This window comes from Methyloglobulus sp., from assembly GCF_040079455.1.
Taxonomy (GTDB): Bacteria; Pseudomonadota; Gammaproteobacteria; order Methylococcales; family Methylomonadaceae; genus Methyloglobulus.
Genome location: NZ_JBEBKJ010000034.1, coordinates 15,951 through 35,510, shown reverse-complemented (window position 1 = coordinate 35,510; position 19,560 = coordinate 15,951). Strand labels below are relative to the sequence as shown.

The window sequence follows — 19,560 nt, the reverse complement described above, 5'->3', positions numbered from 1 at the left end:
CCTCTGGGAGAAGGCCGGAATGAGGGTAATAAAATCAAGCAATTATATCCCTCACCCTAGCCCTCTCCCAGAGGGAGAGGGGATTATTAGAGGTTCCCTGTAGTCTACACTTAATACAAATTAACTAACATTCTATGGAGGATTATTATGAATAATTCACAAAGCAGTGTACATCTAGCTTATATCAACGGTCACTATGCGTATTCAACTCACCAGCAAGATGAGAAATTGATTGATGTTTTGCATGGCTTTGTCAGTGTAAAAAATGTCATTTTTGAAGCATTAATGATTGGTATTTTTCTGGGGTCTTTAGCCTGTGCAGTCGCAACTGCGGATCGTCTTACCAGTTTGCAGATTGAAGGTAAAAATCAGCCTGAAACATTTGAATGTAACTAGGCTGAATATTAATAGACAGGTTGGGGTTTTATCGTTCCCACTGTACGACATCACTGCCGACAGTTAAGAAATATGGAGTCAAAAAACATGTTTTTGATTCCTTATAAACAGCGAATGCTGGAGTACCAAACCTAGGTTTGTACTCCAGGTGAAAGAGGTCTCCCACGCCGGAGCGTCATTGCCCACAGTTAAGAATTACGGAGTCAAAAAACATGTTTTTTGATTCTTTATAAACAGCGAATACTGGAGTACAAATCTAGCTTTGTACCATAGGCAGGTCGGGGTTTGTAACCCCGACCTTAATGTTTAACCCCTAATGGTTCAATCGGCAAAACCGCTGCGGACGGGTTAACATAACCCGTCCGGCTCAGGAGGCTAAAACATAATCCCCCAAGTTGCGTTCAAAGTGCCGTCACGATTTTGCTGGTAGCCGTTCATGTCGTTGTAGACCGGTTGCAGCCATTCCACACTGAAATGGTTGCCCGCTAAAGAACCGGAGTGGAACATGGCACTTAGTCCGAAACCCACATCGCCAAAACGCCCGCCGTAATTGCTGGGATAATCCATGGAGCCGAATTTTAAAATGCTGCTGTAAATAAGATTGCCGTCTTTATCTGTTCCGGTTATGAACTGGCCGCCCTCAGACCCGGAATACTGTCCGCGGATACTGCCTTGAGTGGTGTAAACTCCACGTAGAGTAGCCGTAAGCCACGGCGTGATATTGTAACCGCCCCAAGCCGTGGCCTGAAAGATGTCGCCCAGCCTGTAACCGGACTTATTTTTGTTGCCCATTCGGACAACCCCGTTTAGCTGCGCTCCCCAAGACCAATCGTCCAGGTGGCCGGTATAAGTCAGATTGGGCGCAAAGTCCCATGTGCCGCTGCCAAGTTGCATGCAATAATGCATAAAGCCACCGTCAGATTGATGTCCGCGGCGCAGGTGTAAATCCACATCGCCGATCGGCGCGGTAAAGCCGGGAGTGATGTGGAGATGATGGGTACTGTCGTCATAAAGCTTGAACAGCGCATACATCCCCAAATCACCAAAGCCTCCGCTCTCGTGGGCGTTTTGGGCATGATGGCTGATATGGCTACTTGGCACATTATCGTCATAGGGCGGCACACCTTCTAATTTACGCATTTTCATATTCATGTCCATCCATTGCGGCATCAGCATCAAGGTCAGCCAATCGGTCGGGGCGTACATCAAATCCAGCATATGCATACTCATGGGCATACTGTCCGGTGCCAGGGCGCAAACGCCGCCGGGACAACCTTTGGCGATAAACTCCCGGTCGCTGACAGGTCTTGTGCCGTTACGCAAGGCACCGCTTTGGTTGCTCCACTGGAAGCGGTAACCGATCATCCAGTCACCCGCCTTCGCCAGCATGTGGCTGGACATCACCCCAGCAGGTGCAGCCGCACCGTGATGGTGTCCACCGTGTCCTGCATGGGCAGAATGATCCATTTGCGCCATATCATGCCCGCTGTGATCCATCTTTGACATATCATGGCCGGCATGGGCAGAATGATCCATGCCGCCCATCGCCTGCATCATGCCTTTGGACAGCGTGTCCAAATCCACCTTGAGTGCCGCATTCGCCACCCAGTAATCATAATCAGCATAACTGCCCTCACCACCGCCGCCAATCTTAAGCGAACCCTGGTGCGTGTAATATTCAAAACCAGTTTCCAGGCTCAAACCCTTGGCGAACTTTTTCTCAATGGTCACGCCGCCGCTCAAGGTGCCAAAACCCGACAGGCGCTGGTCGCTGGAGAAGTGCGGAGGTAACTTCTTGGCATCGTAAGGAATCTTCTTTTGCGTTACTTCTACAGACTCCGGCTTGATGTTGCCTTGAGTATCTTGGAAGACACTGGTTAATGTTGTTATATCGAATTGCTCGGTATAATCCTTGCCGTCTGATCCTGCATAAATATTGTTGCCGTCCGCGTCTACCACATCTTTTGAATAGGCTTGATCCGTCACCAGATATGGGGTGTAAAAATCCGCCGCATCCTGGGAGTAATAGCGGAGGCGGGGGGTTATTGTCCAACCGCTGCCCACGGGTTGCACCCAATCTGCTGTAAAGGCATGGGTTTCGATACCCCAGTCGTCGGCGGAAAATTTGTAGTCGAAATGCAGCGCCGCATCCAACGGTTGGATATATTGCACAACCCGCCCACCGACGTTCCATTGGTTACGCACTTCTGGGCGGCGTTCCAAAAAACCGCCGACATAATTAGGGTTGACCAAATCGCCCGATTGGAAATCGTCAGGGTTGACGAAGATGATCTCGGTCAACTTGTAAGGATTGGACTGGTAGCCGGTGCTGCGAGTGTAGCCGGCATCGGCAGCCAATAAGGTGTCTTCGGTCAAGACGTGGCTGATGCCTAGGGTAGTCGTCCAGTCCTGGCGGATACCGGATATAATTATTGGATCTTCGGTGTTTTTTCTTCTGTTAGTGTGATTAAAAAAGTAGCTGTCGTCTTCTATGTAAGGCAAGGCATCATGGTCCAGAATGGCATTGGTCTGGCTATTGGTGTAACTCAAGCCCAGGTTAAGGCTGGTACGTTTCTGGTTAAAATCCCAGCGTCCGCCCAGGTTGCCGAAGCGGGATTCGTAGTCGTCTTCAATGGAAATTCCGCCCCCTAAGCTGATGGCGGCGTTGTCCCAGTTGTAGCTCAACTGAAAATCGCCTTGCTTGCGGGTTTCCGGCGAGGCGGTGGCGATGATGTGGCTAAGGGAGTTAGTTAAGCTGTCGATGCCAGTTAAATCATCTCTATGATAAATATTTTTTTTGTTGTCCAGCAGGATACGTTCAAAATCTTGACCTTGTATATAGGGTGAAGAACCCGACAGTACTTTGCCATCAGGCGAAGAAAGTGCATGGTTAAACCCGAATATAGCCGGGCTGGTGGCGATAGGCGTGGCACCGCTCCAAGTGTCCTGCACATAATTAAAGGCAAACTTGACCCTGTCGCTCAAGCTGACTTTGGCATGACCATGTAGGCTTTCGACTTCAATTGGATTGGGATTTTTATCTCCTTTTAAAACATCGCCCAAACCCTCTGAAGTTATCTCCCTTTTACCTTCCTGATAATGGCTATATTGGAAATCGACTTCATCGCCTTCTGCCGCCAGACAGGGGGCAGCACACAAACCTGGCAATACCGCTGCCGCCGCCGTAAAACGGCACAAAGTATCCTTGACTTCAGTGCTGGTGCCTGTTGTAAGTATGGCCATAGTTATCCCTCAATATCACTGTGCAGGTCGCGGTTTCTATCCCCGACCTCAACATTTAAACCCGACGGGTTCTGTCCGCAAAACCATCGCGGACGGGTTAACATAACCCGTCCGGCTCAGTAAACAAATGGCCTATTGGTTTTGTATCAACCTGAAACTGATGGTGGAATGGTTTTTTCCTGTACTTGAATCACTCCAACAGTGAAATTGCGGGATATATTTTTCAACACCTTTAACTGTCGATGCCGACTTGGTGATTTTTAGATAGTAGTCGCCTTGTCCGCCTTTCAAGGATGCAAAACCGGCTGGCCCATAGACTTTGTCGCCATCCTTGGGGTCTTTGTACACCGGCGACTTCAACGTGCCTTTAAACGCCTGAACGCTGATGACGGCAGGATGGACGGGGGCAAGATCCATCACATGAAAAGTCAACCGGGTCGGGGTGACAATGGGGCCGCCTTTTTTATCCGGGCCTTTGGTGCAGGTAATTTTCCAAATATCCGTAGCCGCCGCGCCGGTGGTGGTCTTGCCAAGTGCTTGAACAACCGTCTCCCCATGCGCAAACACGGCGCTGGTGCTAATCAAAGAGAAAAATAAAGCGGTTATGAGTTGATTGAATAGTTTCATCGTTAATACCTCGTATATCGTGTTAGCAAGCTAACATTTAGCCTTTAGATTGTTGCAGATTAATTGCCCTGCAACAGCGAAACGTCGGGAAGTTCCCGCCGCTATATCGCCGACAAGGTTTGGGCAATTCATTACCCGCCCTGCCGACCGGCTTCCGCCTTGAAGCCAAATTTGGTTAGGTGATTACAGCCCAGCCACTTTTTCATTCAGTAATTTTTCTACCAATACCCTTAGTTCCTTAGCTTCTCCAGGACGAAATCCTAGATGGATATGATGCACAATTCCTTTACGGTCAATAAGATAAGAAGACGGCATGGCTTTTACTTCAAAATCCTTAGCACATTGTTTGCTGACATCCGCCACTACAGTAAAACTGGCGGGATATTTAGCCAGAAAGGCTTTCGCTTCGTCCGCATTTTCATCCAGATTAACGCCGACAATCTGCAAACCTTGGCCTTTTAGTTGCTCGTGCATCTCGTTTAAAAATGGAAAGGATTTGGCACAAGGGCCACACCAGGAGGCCCAGAAATCGACATATAACACTTGCCCTTTATACTGGCTCAGGTCAGAACTTTGGCTCTCGCCGATAGGTGACACATTGCAGGCAGGCATAGGGCTACCAACTCCGGCGGCAAAGGCCAACGGATTGGCGCAAAAAAATACCACCGCTAACAGTGATTGTAAAAATTGTTGTTTCTTCATCAGTTATACCTCATTTATTTAACAAAGGGGCAATTGAATCACTGCCATTTAGTAACAGCAGATAGCTTCAATTTAGTTACACTTCCTCAAGGCTATTTATTTTTCGCCTCTTGAAGCACGGGGTTTTACGGCTTACCTTGATTACCCTAGGTAAGCCGCTCTAACCTTGTCTAAGCCAAACTACGTACAGCGTCATCACCGTCGTTGGCCGATTGTTGTAGCAAGCTAACGTCAACAGTAATTTCATAACACTGATACCTGTCTTATACCAATCCCAATAAGTTCACATATTATCCCTTCTCCAGTGGGAGAAGATTAGGATGAGGGGATTCAAATAACAACTTATTGGGATTGGTATTAGTTGAATTCAAGTAAAAAAATACGGCGAAAAAACAGGTTCTCGCCGCAGGCCAGGCCAGAGGTCTACATCCTTGTAATGAGGAAAACAAATCAAATTGTTTATCAACGAAGTATCCAAAGTTAATTTAATGATACCGGCTGGGGTTTGTAACCCGCACCAGAGTGAGGGTTGTCAACAATCCCTCATCCCAACCTTCTCCCTGAGGGCACAAGTATCTGCCCCTTCTCCCTCGAGGGAGAAGGCTGGGATGAAGGGGATGTAAATAGTTGATTTTATTCTCCTCACCCCAACCCCCTCCAGTAGGAGAGGGAGTCCGTTGCTCTTTCAACTCATTGTTTTTATTACGTCGAAAAGTTGTGTAGATACCTATACCCTGAGGGAGACGGCACGAGTTCCATACTCACTGCCGCACTTCCTCCATCCCTGGAAGGCGATGGCACTTTTGGATTCTTAGGAATTTACCCTAGACAAAATCCCCTAAAAACTGTAGTTCCAGGTCGCCGATAACGCGCCATCACGTTTCAATTGATAGCCGTTGACATCATCTTCAACCGGCTGTAACCATTCCACGCTGACACGATTCCCTGCCAGATCGCCGGACGGCACGACCGCACTCAAGCCAAAGCCGACATCCCAAAACCGCCCACCGTAGTTGTTGGGGTAATCTTGTGGACCAAATTTTAGGATGCTGCTTTGAGTTTGCGTGCCATCAGGATTGAGAACGGGATTATAAAATTGCCCGTTAGCACCGATAAATTGGCCTTTGATGGCATCTTGCATGGTATACAACCCACGCACGGAAACTGTCAGCCAATTGGTCAAGTTGTAAGCGCCCCATGCCGTGCCTTGAAACATATCGCCTAAGCGGTAGCCGGATTTATTGTGATCTTCCATCCGCACAATACCATTGGCCTGTACTCCCCATGAAAAGTCATCAGTATGCCCCGTATAAGTCAAGCTGGGCTTAAAATCCCAAGTGCCGCTGCCGAGTTGCATACCGTAATCGATAAAACCGCCATCGATGCCATGATTACGACGTAACTGTAGATTCACATCGGCTGTCGGTGCGCTAATCCCGGTTGTTACATGTAAATGGTGGATGCCGTTATCAAATAGCTTGAACAAGGCATACATCCCTAAATCCCCGATGCCGCCAGTTTCATGACCATTTTGCATATGGTGGGTAGCATGCTGGTTTGGTGCAGGTGGTGCGCCATCCAACGACCGCATATCCATACCCATATCCATAAACTGCGGCATTAACATTAGGGTTAACCAATCGGTCGGTGCGACCATCAAATCCAACATGTGCATGCTCATAGTCATTGAATCAGGCGTTAAGAAACAACCTAAGCTCCCTGTTTCAACGCATCCATTGTTGATAATCGCTTGATCGCTGATGGGATCTGTACCATGCAGCATATTTCCGCTCTGGCTATTCCACATGTAACGGTAACCAACCATGAAATCACCCGCCTTGGGCAACATATGGTCAAACATGACACCCGCAGGGGCGTGGACACCATGATCATTATGGTTTTGATGATTGAAATGGCTGCCCCTACCCCCGCCGCCGAAAGCCAAGGTATTTAGGTCTACTTTTAAGGTCGCATTCGCTAGCCAGTAATCAAAATCGGCATAAGCATCCTCGCCGCCGCCACCAACTTTTAAGCTGCCTTGATGGGTGTAATATTCAAAACCCGTTTCTAATGTTAGGCCTTTGACGAATTGCTTGGCAACGGTTACACCGCCACTCAACGTGCCGTAACCGGACAAACGATGGTCACTGGAAAAATTAGTCGGCAATTTTTTAGGGTCGTAAAATACCCTTTTGTCCTTTACTCCTTTGACTGAAGAAGGCGCCCGATTTCCTTTTGCATCAACAAGAAAATTTTGAAATGTATTAGGATCAAAAATTAATGAATATTCCTTGCCATCGCTACCGATGACTATATTGTTACCCGCCTGATCGGTCACATTTTTACTAAAGGCTTGTTGGGTAACCAACCAAGGCGCATAAAAATTGGCGGCATCTTGCGAGTAATAACGGATGCGTGGTGTAACCGTCCACCCTGCACCTAACGGTTGTACCCAATCCGCTTCAAAGGTATGGGATTGAATGCCCCAATCATCGGCTGCAAACCGGTAATCGAAATGCAATGCCGCATCAAGCGGCTCAACATATTGCACATACCGCCCACCCACATTCCATTGGTTACGTTCCTCCGGCCTTTGTTCCAGCAAGCTAAACACAGTGCTGTTGTATCCATTTTTGGGCGCACCCAATTGGCGGCCAGGATCAATAAAAGCAATCGCCACACCTTTATAGGGATTACCCATATAACCGGTGCTGCGGGTATAACTAAAGTCGGCACTGACTAATGCATCTTTACTTAACACCTGGGTCAGCCCTAAATGGGTAGACCAATCCTGACGGTTGTCGTGCAGGAATTTTGCCTTACCTAAGTTTTCTAAAATATCAATCTGCCCAGGCGGCGCGTTCTGTACACTAACTAACGAATCGTGGTCGAGTATCGCTTTGGTTTCGCTGTTGGTGTAACTTAAATCAACATTCAGTGTCGTTTGCTTTTGGTTGAAATCGAAACGGCCTCCCACGTTGCCAAAATGGGATTCGTAGTCGTTTTCTATGGATACCCCGCCGCCAATACTTGCTGATACTTCATCCCAGTCATAACTTAGTTTAAAGTCACCTTGCTTGCGGGTTTCTGGTGAAGCCGTCGCCATGATGTGCTGAAGCTGACTGTTTTTAGAATATTTAAAAATATCAAGCTGCGTGACGGGATCAATTTCACCCGAAAAAACACCATCTAGAGGATTAAACTCGGCATCCAGTGCTAATTTGTCCGTGACATAAGGTGACGATCCTGTGACAACAATTCCATCCGCTGCAAAAGTCGCTGCCTTATTGCCTTTGAAAGCAGCCGGTGCGGTTGCCACCGGCGTTGCCCCGCCCCAGGTATCCTGGACGTAGTTAAAAGCAAATTTTATCCGGTCAGTTAAGCTAACCTTGGCACTGCCATGCAGACTTTCAACTTCAATCGGATTAAAGCTTTTGGCTTTTGGAGAGGTGGCAAATAAATCCGCATTATCTATAAAAATATCCCTCTTACCTTCCTGATAATGGCTGTACTGAAAATCCACCTCATCGCCTTCGGCGGCATAGGCAATTGGTGACAGCAAACCTGGCAACGACAACGCCGTAGCGGTTAACGCTTTTAAAGATGGAATCTTATCTTTTTTATTAATAACAGCCACAACCGCCCCCTTGCGCCGCATTGCCGCCCGCCGCAGCCTCGCGGCTGCCGTAATTATGCGCCCGTAAGCTACTTTGTAGCGGGTATGGGTCCAAGGCCATTTGCGGCTTGGCTAGGTTGCCGCGCTCCCACGGTTGTACCGTGGTACAGGCGGTGAGCAGTACGCCCAGCGTGAGCAACAGTATTTTTGCCGTCAGTTTAAACATTCTCATATGGTTATATCTCTTGTTAATTTTTTATGACCTTTCCCTGGCCTTTAGGTTTTTGCATAGGGTAGTAGCCGCCCTTAGACGGGGCTAGGTTTAAAACCAACACCCTTAAGTTAAGCCATGTTCTGGAGTGCAAAGCCAGCTTTGCACTCCATTGTTACTATCATTACCCATCAACTTAACGGTATTGGTGTCAAATCATGAACCGCAAGGTTGCACTTAACCCACGTGAAACCTTGCAGCAAACTCCCTCTCCTCGCGGGAGAGGGGCAGATACTTGTGTAGATACTTTTGCCCAACGGAAGGACTAGAAAAATGGATATAACTAATTGATTTTAATTACATCACCCTAACCTTATGCCAAAGGGATAAGGGGTATTTGAATTACGTAGAGATCCCTTTAAATGTCATTTACTTTTCTGACGTTGCATAAGTTCTTCTAACTTAAGGGTCGCCAGCCCCCGCACGGTCTCATCGCTGTCGTTAACCGCTTGCTGTAACAGCCCCACATCATCGGTAATGCCATCGACCGCCATCATCCTGACATCAACCGAATCATCATGCAGGGCTTCTTCAATAGCACCCGCAACGGCATTGCCATCTTCGCGGTGCGACAGGCTAGAAATCGCTTGCGCCCTGACATTAGCATCTTTATCGTGAAGGGCTTCTTCCAATGCCGCTTTAATAGCAGGATCACCCTCATGTCCCGCTGCTATTAATGCGCCGATGGCATCTGCCCGTTCAGCCGCATTTCTAGATTGCGTTATTTTCAAAAGGGCACCAATTTGGTTAGCCGCGGCATCTGCTTCTTGCTCGTTCTGCCATAGCGCAAGTGAGCCTTTATCGACCATATTTCCTGTCGCAGGACAATCCTTTGCAACCGTGCCATCCAAGCGGGAACCCAGTATCCAGGCTTCTGCTACTTGCCACTTGCTGCCACCTTTGGCATCTGCGCGAGGATACCGGACGATTAAATCCGCCTTTCGGTCAAGCAAGCACTCCAAGATCTTTTTGAGCGTCGTCCCTACACAAGTGGCCGTCACCAAGCCTTCAGGCAGCACGGAATAATGTATCGGCACATGGGTCTTCTCGGCGATAGCATTCAGCACTTGTGCCAACGGTATTTGTCGCACTTCCAGTTGCAACTCCGCGCCCTTACTGTTGCTGACAACGAGATCAGTCTGCGCTTTATCCCCAGGAGTTTGGGCAAAGCACACACTGGAAAGCCCCATTAGCACAACGGTAAAGCACTGAATTGCATGCTTACGCAACAGTGGTAAAAAGTCTAAATACATATACGAACCTCTAAAAAATGAGGCATTTAAAAACAAGCATTGACAACCCTAACCCTTTCCCAAAGGACATAGGCATCTACACAACTTTTCGCCGTAATAGAAACAACGAGTTGGAAAAGCAACGGACTCCATCTCCTGCTGGATGCCTACAAGGATGTAGGTAGTAGGTGGAAAAATGCTCCTGTACAACCACATTCACCACATCCATGTGGCTTGGCAACGCAGGACGACAAACTGCTCCTGCGTTTGCTGCATTCAGTACTTCAGCAGTTGCCGAGAGGGTTGCTGATTTTTAAAGATCCCCTAAAGTTAATTCCGTTCATGCTCCGACGACCAAAGGAAGTGCCAATGGCACAAGCTCACCATTCATGCCCTTTGGGTACGAACGAAATCAACAGACTTACCACCAATGGAATGGACAAACTATCGCTCGACCTGTCGAAGGCCATACCCAAACCACCCTAAAAATGATAACTCCAGGTCGCCGATAACGCGCCATCACGCTCCAGTTGATAGCCATTGACGTTATCCTCAACAGGTTGCAGCCATTCCACGCTAACGCGGTTACCAGCTAGATCGCCGGAAGGAACTGCTGCGCTTAAACCAAAACCGACATCCCAATATTTACCACCATGATTCTGTGGGTAATCCATCGGGCCATATTGATTAATTTGCCCGTTAAATTGGCCTTTAATAGCCCCTTGCAGAGTGTACATACCGCGTACCGAAGCAGTCAGCCAATTGGTGAGGTTATAACTACCCCAGGTAGTCGCCTGGAACATGTCACCCAAGGCATAGCCTGATTTGTTCTGGTCTTCCATACGTACCGTACCATTGGCTTGTACACCCCAGGAAAATTGGTCAACATGCCCGGTATACGTCAGGCTGGGCTTAAAATCCCAAGTGCCACTGCCTAGCTGCATCCCATAATGGATAAAGCCGCCTTCAACTTTATGGTTACGCTGTAACTGAATATCCACATCGCCAGTGGGGGCGCTGAATCCCGGCGTAATATGGACGTGGTGCATACCGTTATCAAACAGCTTGAACATGGCATATAAGCTCACGTCACCAATACCGCCAGTTTCATGGCCATTTTGGATGTGGTGTTGAATATGTTGCCCTATGTTAAATGGTGTGCCAGTGCTTGGATCTATGGGATTACCAACATTATTGACTGCCAAATCATCGCTAGGTGCACCATCAAGCCTTCGCATGGACATGTTCATATCCATAAACTGTGGCATCAGCATCAAAGTTAACCAATCGGTAGGGGCATACATGATGTCCAGCATGTGCATATTCATGGTCATGCTGTCGGAAGCAAGAAAACAGGGATTCGGACTACAACCATTAGCAACAATTGCTTGGTCGCCAACCGGATTACTGTCGTGCAACATTGGATCACCTTGACTGCCGTACATGTAACGGTAACCCACCATAAAATCACCCGCCTTGGAAAGCATATGGTCGAACATCACTCCCGCTGGGGCATGTACGCCGTGATTATGATGTTGATGCCCAGTATGGGCATTCCCGCCGCCGTTAAGCGACAATGCCGCCAAATCGACTTTTAAAGCCGCGTTGGCTACCCAGTAATCATAATTTGAAAACGCACCTTCACCGCCCCCACCAATCTTCAATCCCCCTTGGTGTGTGTAATATTCAAAGCCAGTTTCAAGGCTTAAGCCTTTGGTAAACTGCTTGGTAACAGTGACCCCGCCGCTTAAGGCACCAAAACCCGACAAGCGTTGGTCACTGGAAAAATTAGTCGGCAGTTTACTGGGATCGTAAGGCAGGACAATTGCGTTACCGTTGGCATCTTTATTAAAATTAAACCCTTGTTGTGTTGTCAACCAAGGCGTATAAAAATCCGCCGCATCCTGGGAGTAGTAACGTACCCTAGGCGTGACTGTCCAACCATAACCTACCGGCTGCACCCAGTCCGCTTCAAAGGTATGTGCTTGAATACCCCAGTCATCCGCCGAAAAGTGGTAATCAAAATGCAGTGCAGCATCCAGTGGATTAATGTACTGCACATAACGCCCCCCCAGATTCCATTGATTACGGACTTCTGGCCGCTGCTCCGCTAGTGCTTGAAGGCTTCCTTGAAAACCGCTAGGTGGTGGATCAAATTGCTTGTCAGGGTCTATAAACACCACATTAACAGCTTTATACGGATTAGCCATATAGCCGGTACTCCGTGTGTAGCTGACATCGGCACCAATCAGGGCATCCTTATTGATGATTTGTGTTACGCCAAAATGGGTTGCCCAATCTTGGCGATTGCCATGTAAAATTTCCTTATTATCTAAGCTCTTTATTTTCTCAATTTTCCCTCGTAGCTCATAAGCACTCCTGTCGTAATAAACTGCTGCGTCATGATTGACTATCGCATGGGTGTCACTATTGGTATAACTCAAGTCTAGGTTCAGGGTAGTCTGTTTTTGGTTAAGATCCCAACGTCCACCAATATTGCCAAACCGAGATTCATAATCATCTTCCAAGGAGATCCCGCCACCAACACTCACTGCCGCCTCATCCCATTCGTAAGTCAGCTTAAAATCGCCTTGCTTGCGGGTTTCGGGTGAAGCATAAGAGATTGTATGAGTCAACTGATTGTTTTTTATATATATATTTTCCCCAGTATTCGGATCTATATTTGCCAGAAGAGGGTTTTTCTGGCTATCTAATAGTATCGGCTTCTCCCCCCTTAGGTAGGGTGTTGCACCCACTACGGTTAAGCCATCAGCAGCAAGCAGAGAGAAGTTTGTATTAAAAACAGCGGGAGCTGTCGTCATCGGCGTTGCGCCGCCCCAGGTGTCTTGCGTGTAATTAAAGGCAAATTTAACACGATCTGTTAAGGAAATTTTTGCACTGCCGTGAAGGCTTTCGACCTCAATTGGGTTGAATGATTTGATACCAGCAACAGAGTTACTGCCTATCAAGAGATCTGTAGCAACAGTGCTAATATTCCGTTTACCTTCCTGATAATGGCTGTACTGGAAATCGACTTCGTCGCCTTCGGCAGAGTGCGCTACGGGTGACAGTAAACCCGGCAGCATTAATGCCGCCGTGGTTAGCACCTGTAGGGACAAATCAGGTTGTTTTTTTGCATCCTTAATAACAGCCACAACCACCCCCTTGCGCCGCGTTACCGCCCGCCGCCGCCTCGCGGCTGCCGTAGTTATGCGCCCTTAAGGCATTTTGCAGCGGATACGGATCTAAAGCCATCTGCGGCTTTGCCAGATTGCCACGCTCCCAAGGTTGTACCGCTGTACACCCAACGAGCAAAGCACCCACTGTAAGCAGAAGCATCTTCGCTGCCAATCCAGTCAATTTCATACGTATATCCTCTCTTTTTTATTATCTGGTCTTTCCTTGACTTTATAACTATTGCAAAGACAATACCTTGCACTTGTGAATTCTATGTGGACTGATTACATATCAATATTTTCCAAAACCGTCATATCGGCAGAAATTGCCATCCATAGTTCCTGGATACCGACAATCCTTGCCGATATGACGAACTCGTAGGTCGTAGGTTGGGGTGAGACATGAACCTCAACACACCGATGCGGCCAATGTTGGGTTACGCTACCGCCAACCCAACCTACGAACTTAAAAACTAAGCTTTATTGATTTTGTGTCATCGTTGGATCGGGTTGTGCCAAATGGTTGCCGGCACTGTCCTGACAATGGATTTCAGCCGTATAAGTTTCAATGCCCACCACAGAAGAGGCAGATTTATTGACTTTAAAGGTGTAAACACCTGAACCTGCGGATAACGTCAGTGCAGGACTGTAATTAGCATCACCATCCACAGCATCAGTGCTTAACGCTGATGAAGACGTACCTTTAGTCGCTTGTATACTTACCAAAGGGGCTTTTACAGGCGCAAGATCCTTAACGCGAATATAAAGCTTAGCAGTGCCCGTAGGACATGCTAGGGTATACACGTCAGTTCTCGCCACACCGGAAGTTGCAATACCCACAGCACCTGATTGCACATGCGCAGAAACTAGGCCAGCATATCCTGCTGAAATCAATAAGCTCACAGTCATTATTTTTTTAGATATTTTCATTTTATTTCCTCTTATTTATTCGTTCCGTTAGTGCACTAACGGAAACATTGTCATAGTGCCGTGGTTCAATCCACAAACCATCGACTTGGGCAAGCGAAAAAAACTCCACTTTAGCCCGGTTAACCTGGCGTTTATCATTGGCACTTAAGCCGAGATAAGGTCAGCTATTGGCTCCAGCCTGGAACCAAATTTGGAGAAGTTTGTAGAGGCACAAAATCTTGCGTCACTACAAACTATCAATAAAAATACAGTCCATGACACCTTTTTTTAGGGTTGACATAAACGCAAAATTCCAAGGCGATCCGCCTTGCACGGAACACCCTGGAATGGAAGGGGTTGTGTTGTCGGCGCAAAGAGAGCGAGTAGCCTTATCGTTTATCCGCCGCTGTTATTACAGCGGCGGGAGAAAAGCTCTGCCCACCTTAACCGACTAAAACCAAACCGGTAGACTTAGAAATTTGACAACCCTTTGCTGAATGGACGAACGTTACGCTCAGTCAGGAAAGTATCAAATGCCGCCCCATTCGGTTCAACAAATACATCTTTGACCACTGCACATCCGGCTTGAGCTGCGGCATTATTAACGGTGAGTACAGCTGACCATTGACCCGCAGAAGGCATCAAGTCTGCATCGTTATATAACAAGCTGCCGCCATCTGGGTTATAAAACCACCAGTCAGCACGGTTGTTGTCGCCATTACCAGCACGAATGTCAGTAAAGAAAGGCGAATCCGCTACATTTTTTTGAACACCGCCGTCGTCAAGGGTAGTCGTGTAAGGGATCTTATTGCCAAAGGCATCTTTAGGCGCCTTGTACGGACCTTTTACATCGTTCGCTGCGTTTTTTCCAGTGTCGCAGTAATTGATCACGGCCACACGGACTTTCAGCCTTGTGCAATTGTCAACGATTTTAGGCGCTGTTATCTTGAACGGGGAAAGGGCGTTAAGCTTAGGTTCCAGCGCGCCATTTTTATATAGGATTGCCTGCACGTTACCCAGGTCATCCACGATTTCTTGGGTGGTGACAAAAGGTGATCCAAAACCAGCATAACCCGCTGGCGACAATCCAAGTGTAGCGGCCTCAATAGTACCGTTACCGTTACCGCCTCTTTCGATCACGTTGCCGGCGGCATCTTTCCAAACGGCATTGGCGCCGAATGGAAATAAGGCCACTTGACCGATGACAGGATAGGCATCTGTACCAGCATCACCGCCGCAACCATGACCAATGTTAAAAGCGTTATAACTGGCAACGCCTTCGGTGGCTTGATCCTTAACGCCCGTGTGAGCAAAAGCTTGTCCGGCAGCAAACAAGGCTGCAAGCGTGCAAAGTGTTAGTTTTGTTTTTGTCATCGTAGTAAGTCCTCCTTGGGACTGGTTGTTATAAAAAGTACTGCCTTTTATACGTGTCGAATAATTATTCGTCACATCGTAATATAAGCACTATCTATGCCAACTTTTAAACTATTTTTGCAATCCACAGACAACTAATTTTATGCTGTGTATTTCCAAGAAATATTCATATAACTAACTGATAATATTTATATTTAAAAAATATTATCATAATTTACAACATAGCTTTGTAGGTGATAGCTCAATGAATATTGACCTGAAAAGCCCTTCTGCCTTTAGACTAAAAGCAAAAGGTGTGTCATATGACACAGTTTAATTTATTTCTACACCCGCTGTAACCCGCATGAGCCGTGGCTTTCTAATTAAACTGTGTCAAATAACACAGTAGGTGTGTCATATGACACAGTTTAATTAGGATTTTTTGTTCTAAAAAACAGTTTTTTGGTCATTTGAGGCTAAAAAATAAAAAATCACAGGGTTCAGGCAAGGTTCAGCTACAACTTCTCTTCAGATTTAACTGATTAGCAAGATACTTCAGCGTAAGCCTGATCCTAACCCCCTCATCCCAACCTCCTCCCTCTGGGGAAGGGGCTTAAAGCTTGTATAGATACTTATACCCGAAGGGAGAAGGTTGTTTTGAGTTTTTAGTATCCTTAGGTATCCACACAAATTTCTGCAATCTCCCTTGCGTGAAAAGATTAGGTGAGTGATTTCCTATCATCCAAGCCATGCCCAAACGACTCACATATAATTCCAATCCCAATAAGTTCTCATTGTTACCTTCTCCAAAGGGAGAAGGCTAGGATGAGGGGTATTCATATAACAATCTTTTGGAATTGGTATAAGCTAAGCACATGAAAAATTCCGAATCCAACAACATAGACAGCAGCCTTCCACCACAACCGGTAAGCTTTTTGGCGGCTTTACGCTTTTGGGCGAAACTGGGTTTTGTTAGCTTTGGCGGGCCTGCGGGGCAAATCGCCATCATGCACCAGGAATTGGTCGAGCGGCGACGCTGGATATCCGAGCGCCGATTTCTTCATGCGTTAAATTATTGTATGTTGTTGCCTGGCCCTGAGGCGCAGCAGTTGGCAACGTATATCGGCTGGCTGATGCACAGGAGTTGGGGAGGAATTGCCGCTGGCTTGCTGTTTATCTTGCCATCACTATTTTTGCTGATTCTATTGAGCTGGATTTATCTACGCTTTGGCACAGTACCTGCTATATCTGCCGTACTTTACGGCATAAAACCCGCAGTGACGGCAATTGTGCTGTTCGCGGCTTATCGCATAGGTTCGCGTGCGCTGAAAAATTGGTTGATGTGGGTGCTGGCAGCATTGGCTTTTGCCGCTATTTTCGTCTTACATGCACCCTTCCCTCTTATTGTGTTGATTGCCGCTTTGCTGGGTGCTTTGGGCGGACGCATCACACCGACGTTATTTACTGTTGGCGGTGGACACGGTACAAACAAGCAAAATTATGGCGCAGCGTTGATTGATGACAATACGCCCGCGCCTGAACATGCCCAATTTCGTTGGACGCGATTATGCAAAATTGCGCTGACCGGATTGCTATTGTGGGGAAGTGTGATGGGCATGTTGTGCTGGCAGTTCGGCTGGCAAGGTGCGTTCACGCAAATGAGCTGGTTTTTTACCAAGGCCGCATTGCTGACGTTTGGCGGTGCTTATGCGGTATTACCTTATGTGTACCAAGGCGCGGTTGAGCATTACCACTGGTTGACTGCCACGCAAATGATTGACGGCTTAGCGTTAGGTGAAACTACGCCTGGCCCACTAATTATGATCGTCACTTTCGTTGGCTTTCTCGCTGGTTGGAATCAGATGCCATTTGGTGTTGATAGCTTATTGATGTCTGCCACGATTGCTGCGGTTATCGTGACTTACTTTACGTTTTTGCCTAGCTTTGTGTTTATTTTAGCTGGCGGCCCGTTGGTGGAATCAACGCATGGCAATTTAAAATTTACTGCGCCGCTATCGGCAATCACCGCAGCGGTCGTGGGGGTGATCCTTAATCTTGCGGTGTTTTTCGCCTGGCATGTGTTTTGGCCAAAAGGCTTTGCTGGCGATTTTGACGGGGTTGCTGCGTTGATCGGCGTGTATGCGTTAATCGCATTGTTCCACTTTAAGGTGGGAGTGATACCTGTGATAATTGCGTCTGCGGCGGCGGGGGTATTGGTTTCGCTGTAGAAACTTAGAACTTATGGGGTCTCTAAAAGTCCCCTCCCCTCTGGGCATAAGTATCTACACAACTTTTCAATATAACAAAAACAATGGGTTGCCAAATCACCAAGCCCCCTCTCCTGCTGGATGCCTACATGGACGTAGGTAGTAGGGCAACGCAGGAGCAGTTGCCGAGAGGGTTGGGGTGAGGTGAATAAAAGCAACTGTTTATATCCCCCTCATCCCAACCTTCTCCCAAATGGAGAAGGAGTTTTTGAATTATTAGAGGTTACCTTATGTGTAAAGCCACAAATTTTTGCGTCTCTACATCCGTCGCTTAAGGTAGAAATCAAATCCCCTTGTAATAACCACCAGGAGAGCCTTTGCCAACCGGTGCGGATTCGGGATTAGAATCAGGAAACACTTCATTTTGATTAGGTGCAGGCACTGCATCTTGTGGCTCCATTACCGGTACACGCTCATAAACCGCAACGGGTTCGCCATCCAAATCTTTCAACGCTTGATTCAAGGCTTTCTGATCGAACTCCGGCATGTCTTCTTTTGTTGCTTTCTGGATAAGATTTAACGCCACCGCATAACGCTGCTCCTGACCCATTTCTTCACCCTCCAAATCAGGATGCGCCTCAACATAAAGCACATTGTCCAGCCAGCCGACCTTAATCGGTTGTTTAACGATGTAAACGGGTGTTCCTAAGGGTACGGCATCATACAAAGTTTCAACATCTTCTGGGTACATCCGTACGCAACCATGAGTAATTTGCATACCTATGCCAAATATTTTATCGACATCCGTACCGTGAATGCGGTATTCGCCAGGCAGGTTAAGATACAAAGCACGCGTACCCAAGGGATTATGCGGCCCTGGCGGTACAATCGCCGGCAAAGGATCGCCATTGGCGGCATGTTCTTTCCGAATGGATTCCGGCGGATGCCATGCGGGATCTTTGACTTTGCGGATAACTGAGGTTTTGCCTAACGGCGTTTTCCAGTCTTGTCGGCCTATTCCGTGTGCGAAGGACATCACCTCGCCACCTTGTCCAGGCGGGTAGTAATACATGCGGAATTCAGAAATATTTAGGGTAATGCCGCTATGTGGGGTATCCGGCAGCACACGGCGATTTGGCAAGCGCACAACCTGACCTTTTTTAATCAACCATCTATCCATCTTAGGATTGAGCTTGATGATCTCAGTTTGCCCTAAAGTATAACGTAGCGCCATATCCAGCAGGGTTTCATCCTCCATTACGGTTGTCGTAGAATTACCGCTGCCAAATTGTTCAACGACGGTATCGCCAGCAGTTACCGGCATTTGATACGTGGTCGCGCCGACATTGCCGCCCATAAAAATTAATGCGATAGAAAATACCAGTTTGTTCATTACGCGAGTTTTCTGGGCAGGGATGTATACTCTAGTCATATCTTGATGGTGTTGTTGTTAAGAAGTCACATTACCCTTTGATAATCATCAGGTTCTGTCATTCAATATTAGTAGTATCTTACCATGTGTCAAGGTTGCAAATATACACAATGTGTAAGCACGACTTAAACTTGTGAGCAAGATCTTAATTTCAGTCTTTTTTTGGTTGTGCGGGTAATAAATATCATTTGAGCATCCCTAATAATCCCCCCATTTCCCCATGCTTTTTGCATACCCTGAAACAGCCCTAAAATGAGATAATAGTGGCAACTCTATCAAGACCTGTTCAAGCTACAACTGATTAAGCGCGACAGAAAACCAGGCAGCCAGACATTGAGGGACAATGACGGGGAAGTTGCGACCAGTGTGGCATAAAAGGGCGGAAGTCCTTCACTA

The 19,560-nt window shown here is 47.3% G+C and carries 14 protein-coding genes; 3 read left to right on the top strand and 11 right to left on the bottom strand.

Features of this window, described 5'->3' with window-relative positions:
* The first annotated feature begins 147 nt into the window (after nucleotides 1-147).
* Entirely contained in the window at nucleotides 148-396 is a 249-nt protein-coding gene (locus tag ABL924_RS09160; protein ID WP_349026786.1) for a hypothetical protein, read from the top strand.
* Between the two features lie 375 nt (nucleotides 397-771).
* Here the strand turns inward: ABL924_RS09160 and ABL924_RS09155 are convergent, their stop codons facing one another.
* From ABL924_RS09155 to ABL924_RS09115, 9 genes are all read right to left on the bottom strand, one after another.
* Nucleotides 772-3,639, bottom strand: a complete 2,868-nt coding sequence (locus ABL924_RS09155) for a DUF3570 domain-containing protein (RefSeq protein WP_349026785.1) — start codon at nucleotides 3,637-3,639, stop codon at nucleotides 772-774.
* A gap of 132 nt (nucleotides 3,640-3,771) precedes the next feature.
* Entirely contained in the window at nucleotides 3,772-4,266 is a 495-nt protein-coding gene (locus ABL924_RS09150; RefSeq protein ID WP_349026784.1) for a hypothetical protein, read from the bottom strand.
* Nucleotides 4,267-4,449: 183 nt separating this feature from the next.
* Complete coding sequence (locus ABL924_RS09145; protein ID WP_349026783.1) at nucleotides 4,450-4,968, bottom strand: TlpA disulfide reductase family protein; 519 nt, start codon at nucleotides 4,966-4,968, stop codon at nucleotides 4,450-4,452.
* Nucleotides 4,969-5,806: 838 nt separating this feature from the next.
* Entirely contained in the window at nucleotides 5,807-8,605 is a 2,799-nt protein-coding gene (locus ABL924_RS09140; RefSeq protein ID WP_349026782.1) for a DUF3570 domain-containing protein, read from the bottom strand.
* On the bottom strand, nucleotides 8,592-8,816 hold the full coding sequence (locus ABL924_RS09135; protein ID WP_349026781.1) for a DUF4266 domain-containing protein: 225 nt from the start codon (nucleotides 8,814-8,816) through the stop codon (nucleotides 8,592-8,594). Before ABL924_RS09135 ends, ABL924_RS09140 begins: the two co-directional genes overlap by 14 nt.
* 404 nt (nucleotides 8,817-9,220) lie before the next feature.
* A complete protein-coding gene (locus ABL924_RS09130) occupies nucleotides 9,221-10,108 on the bottom strand; it encodes a HEAT repeat domain-containing protein (protein ID WP_349026780.1) in 888 nt (295 codons plus the stop codon).
* Between the two features lie 461 nt (nucleotides 10,109-10,569).
* The gene (locus ABL924_RS09125; protein ID WP_349026779.1) at nucleotides 10,570-13,242 is read right to left on the bottom strand and encodes a DUF3570 domain-containing protein; all 2,673 of its coding nucleotides are present in this window, start codon (nucleotides 13,240-13,242) and stop codon (nucleotides 10,570-10,572) included.
* Nucleotides 13,229-13,453: a DUF4266 domain-containing protein gene (locus ABL924_RS09120; RefSeq protein ID WP_349026778.1), complete on the bottom strand. Its 225-nt coding sequence runs from the start codon at nucleotides 13,451-13,453 to the stop codon at nucleotides 13,229-13,231. Before ABL924_RS09120 ends, ABL924_RS09125 begins: the two co-directional genes overlap by 14 nt.
* 290 nt (nucleotides 13,454-13,743) lie before the next feature.
* On the bottom strand, nucleotides 13,744-14,193 hold the full coding sequence (locus ABL924_RS09115; protein WP_349026777.1) for a hypothetical protein: 450 nt from the start codon (nucleotides 14,191-14,193) through the stop codon (nucleotides 13,744-13,746).
* Between the two features lie 218 nt (nucleotides 14,194-14,411).
* Here ABL924_RS09115 and ABL924_RS09110 point away from each other — a divergent pair, with 218 nt between their 5' ends.
* Nucleotides 14,412-14,627 carry a hypothetical protein gene (locus ABL924_RS09110; RefSeq protein ID WP_349026776.1) on the top strand — a complete coding sequence of 72 codons (216 nt, stop codon included), beginning with the start codon at nucleotides 14,412-14,414 and terminating at the stop codon, nucleotides 14,625-14,627.
* Between the two features lie 16 nt (nucleotides 14,628-14,643).
* Here the strand turns inward: ABL924_RS09110 and ABL924_RS09105 are convergent, their stop codons facing one another.
* Nucleotides 14,644-15,546, bottom strand: coding sequence for a hypothetical protein (locus ABL924_RS09105; protein ID WP_349026775.1), 903 nt, complete (start codon nucleotides 15,544-15,546; stop codon nucleotides 14,644-14,646).
* Nucleotides 15,547-16,400: 854 nt separating this feature from the next.
* Here ABL924_RS09105 and chrA point away from each other — a divergent pair.
* Complete coding sequence (gene chrA, locus ABL924_RS09100) at nucleotides 16,401-17,753, top strand: chromate efflux transporter (protein WP_349026774.1); 1,353 nt, start codon at nucleotides 16,401-16,403, stop codon at nucleotides 17,751-17,753.
* A 322-nt stretch (nucleotides 17,754-18,075) separates the two neighbouring features.
* Here chrA and ABL924_RS09095 read toward each other — a convergent pair whose 3' ends face one another.
* Nucleotides 18,076-19,164: a L,D-transpeptidase family protein gene (locus ABL924_RS09095; RefSeq protein ID WP_349026773.1), complete on the bottom strand. Its 1,089-nt coding sequence runs from the start codon at nucleotides 19,162-19,164 to the stop codon at nucleotides 18,076-18,078.
* Nucleotides 19,165-19,560: the final 396 nt, after the last annotated feature.

What these genes read in the sequence shown, in the direction of transcription:
- ABL924_RS09160 (WP_349026786.1), top strand. Translation starts at nt 148, where the DNA reads ATGAATAATTCACAAAGCAGTGTACATCTAGCTTATATCAACGGTCAC.
- ABL924_RS09155 (WP_349026785.1), bottom strand. Translation starts at nt 3,639, where the DNA reads ATGGCCATACTTACAACAGGCACCAGCACTGAAGTCAAGGATACTTTG.
- ABL924_RS09150 (WP_349026784.1), bottom strand. Translation starts at nt 4,266, where the DNA reads ATGAAACTATTCAATCAACTCATAACCGCTTTATTTTTCTCTTTGATT.
- ABL924_RS09145 (WP_349026783.1), bottom strand. Translation starts at nt 4,968, where the DNA reads ATGAAGAAACAACAATTTTTACAATCACTGTTAGCGGTGGTATTTTTT.
- ABL924_RS09135 (WP_349026781.1), bottom strand. Translation starts at nt 8,816, where the DNA reads ATGAGAATGTTTAAACTGACGGCAAAAATACTGTTGCTCACGCTGGGC.
- ABL924_RS09130 (WP_349026780.1), bottom strand. Translation starts at nt 10,108, where the DNA reads ATGTATTTAGACTTTTTACCACTGTTGCGTAAGCATGCAATTCAGTGC.
- ABL924_RS09120 (WP_349026778.1), bottom strand. Translation starts at nt 13,453, where the DNA reads ATGAAATTGACTGGATTGGCAGCGAAGATGCTTCTGCTTACAGTGGGT.
- ABL924_RS09115 (WP_349026777.1), bottom strand. Translation starts at nt 14,193, where the DNA reads ATGAAAATATCTAAAAAAATAATGACTGTGAGCTTATTGATTTCAGCA.
- ABL924_RS09105 (WP_349026775.1), bottom strand. Translation starts at nt 15,546, where the DNA reads ATGACAAAAACAAAACTAACACTTTGCACGCTTGCAGCCTTGTTTGCT.
- chrA (WP_349026774.1), top strand. Translation starts at nt 16,401, where the DNA reads ATGAAAAATTCCGAATCCAACAACATAGACAGCAGCCTTCCACCACAA.
- ABL924_RS09095 (WP_349026773.1), bottom strand. Translation starts at nt 19,164, where the DNA reads ATGACTAGAGTATACATCCCTGCCCAGAAAACTCGCGTAATGAACAAA.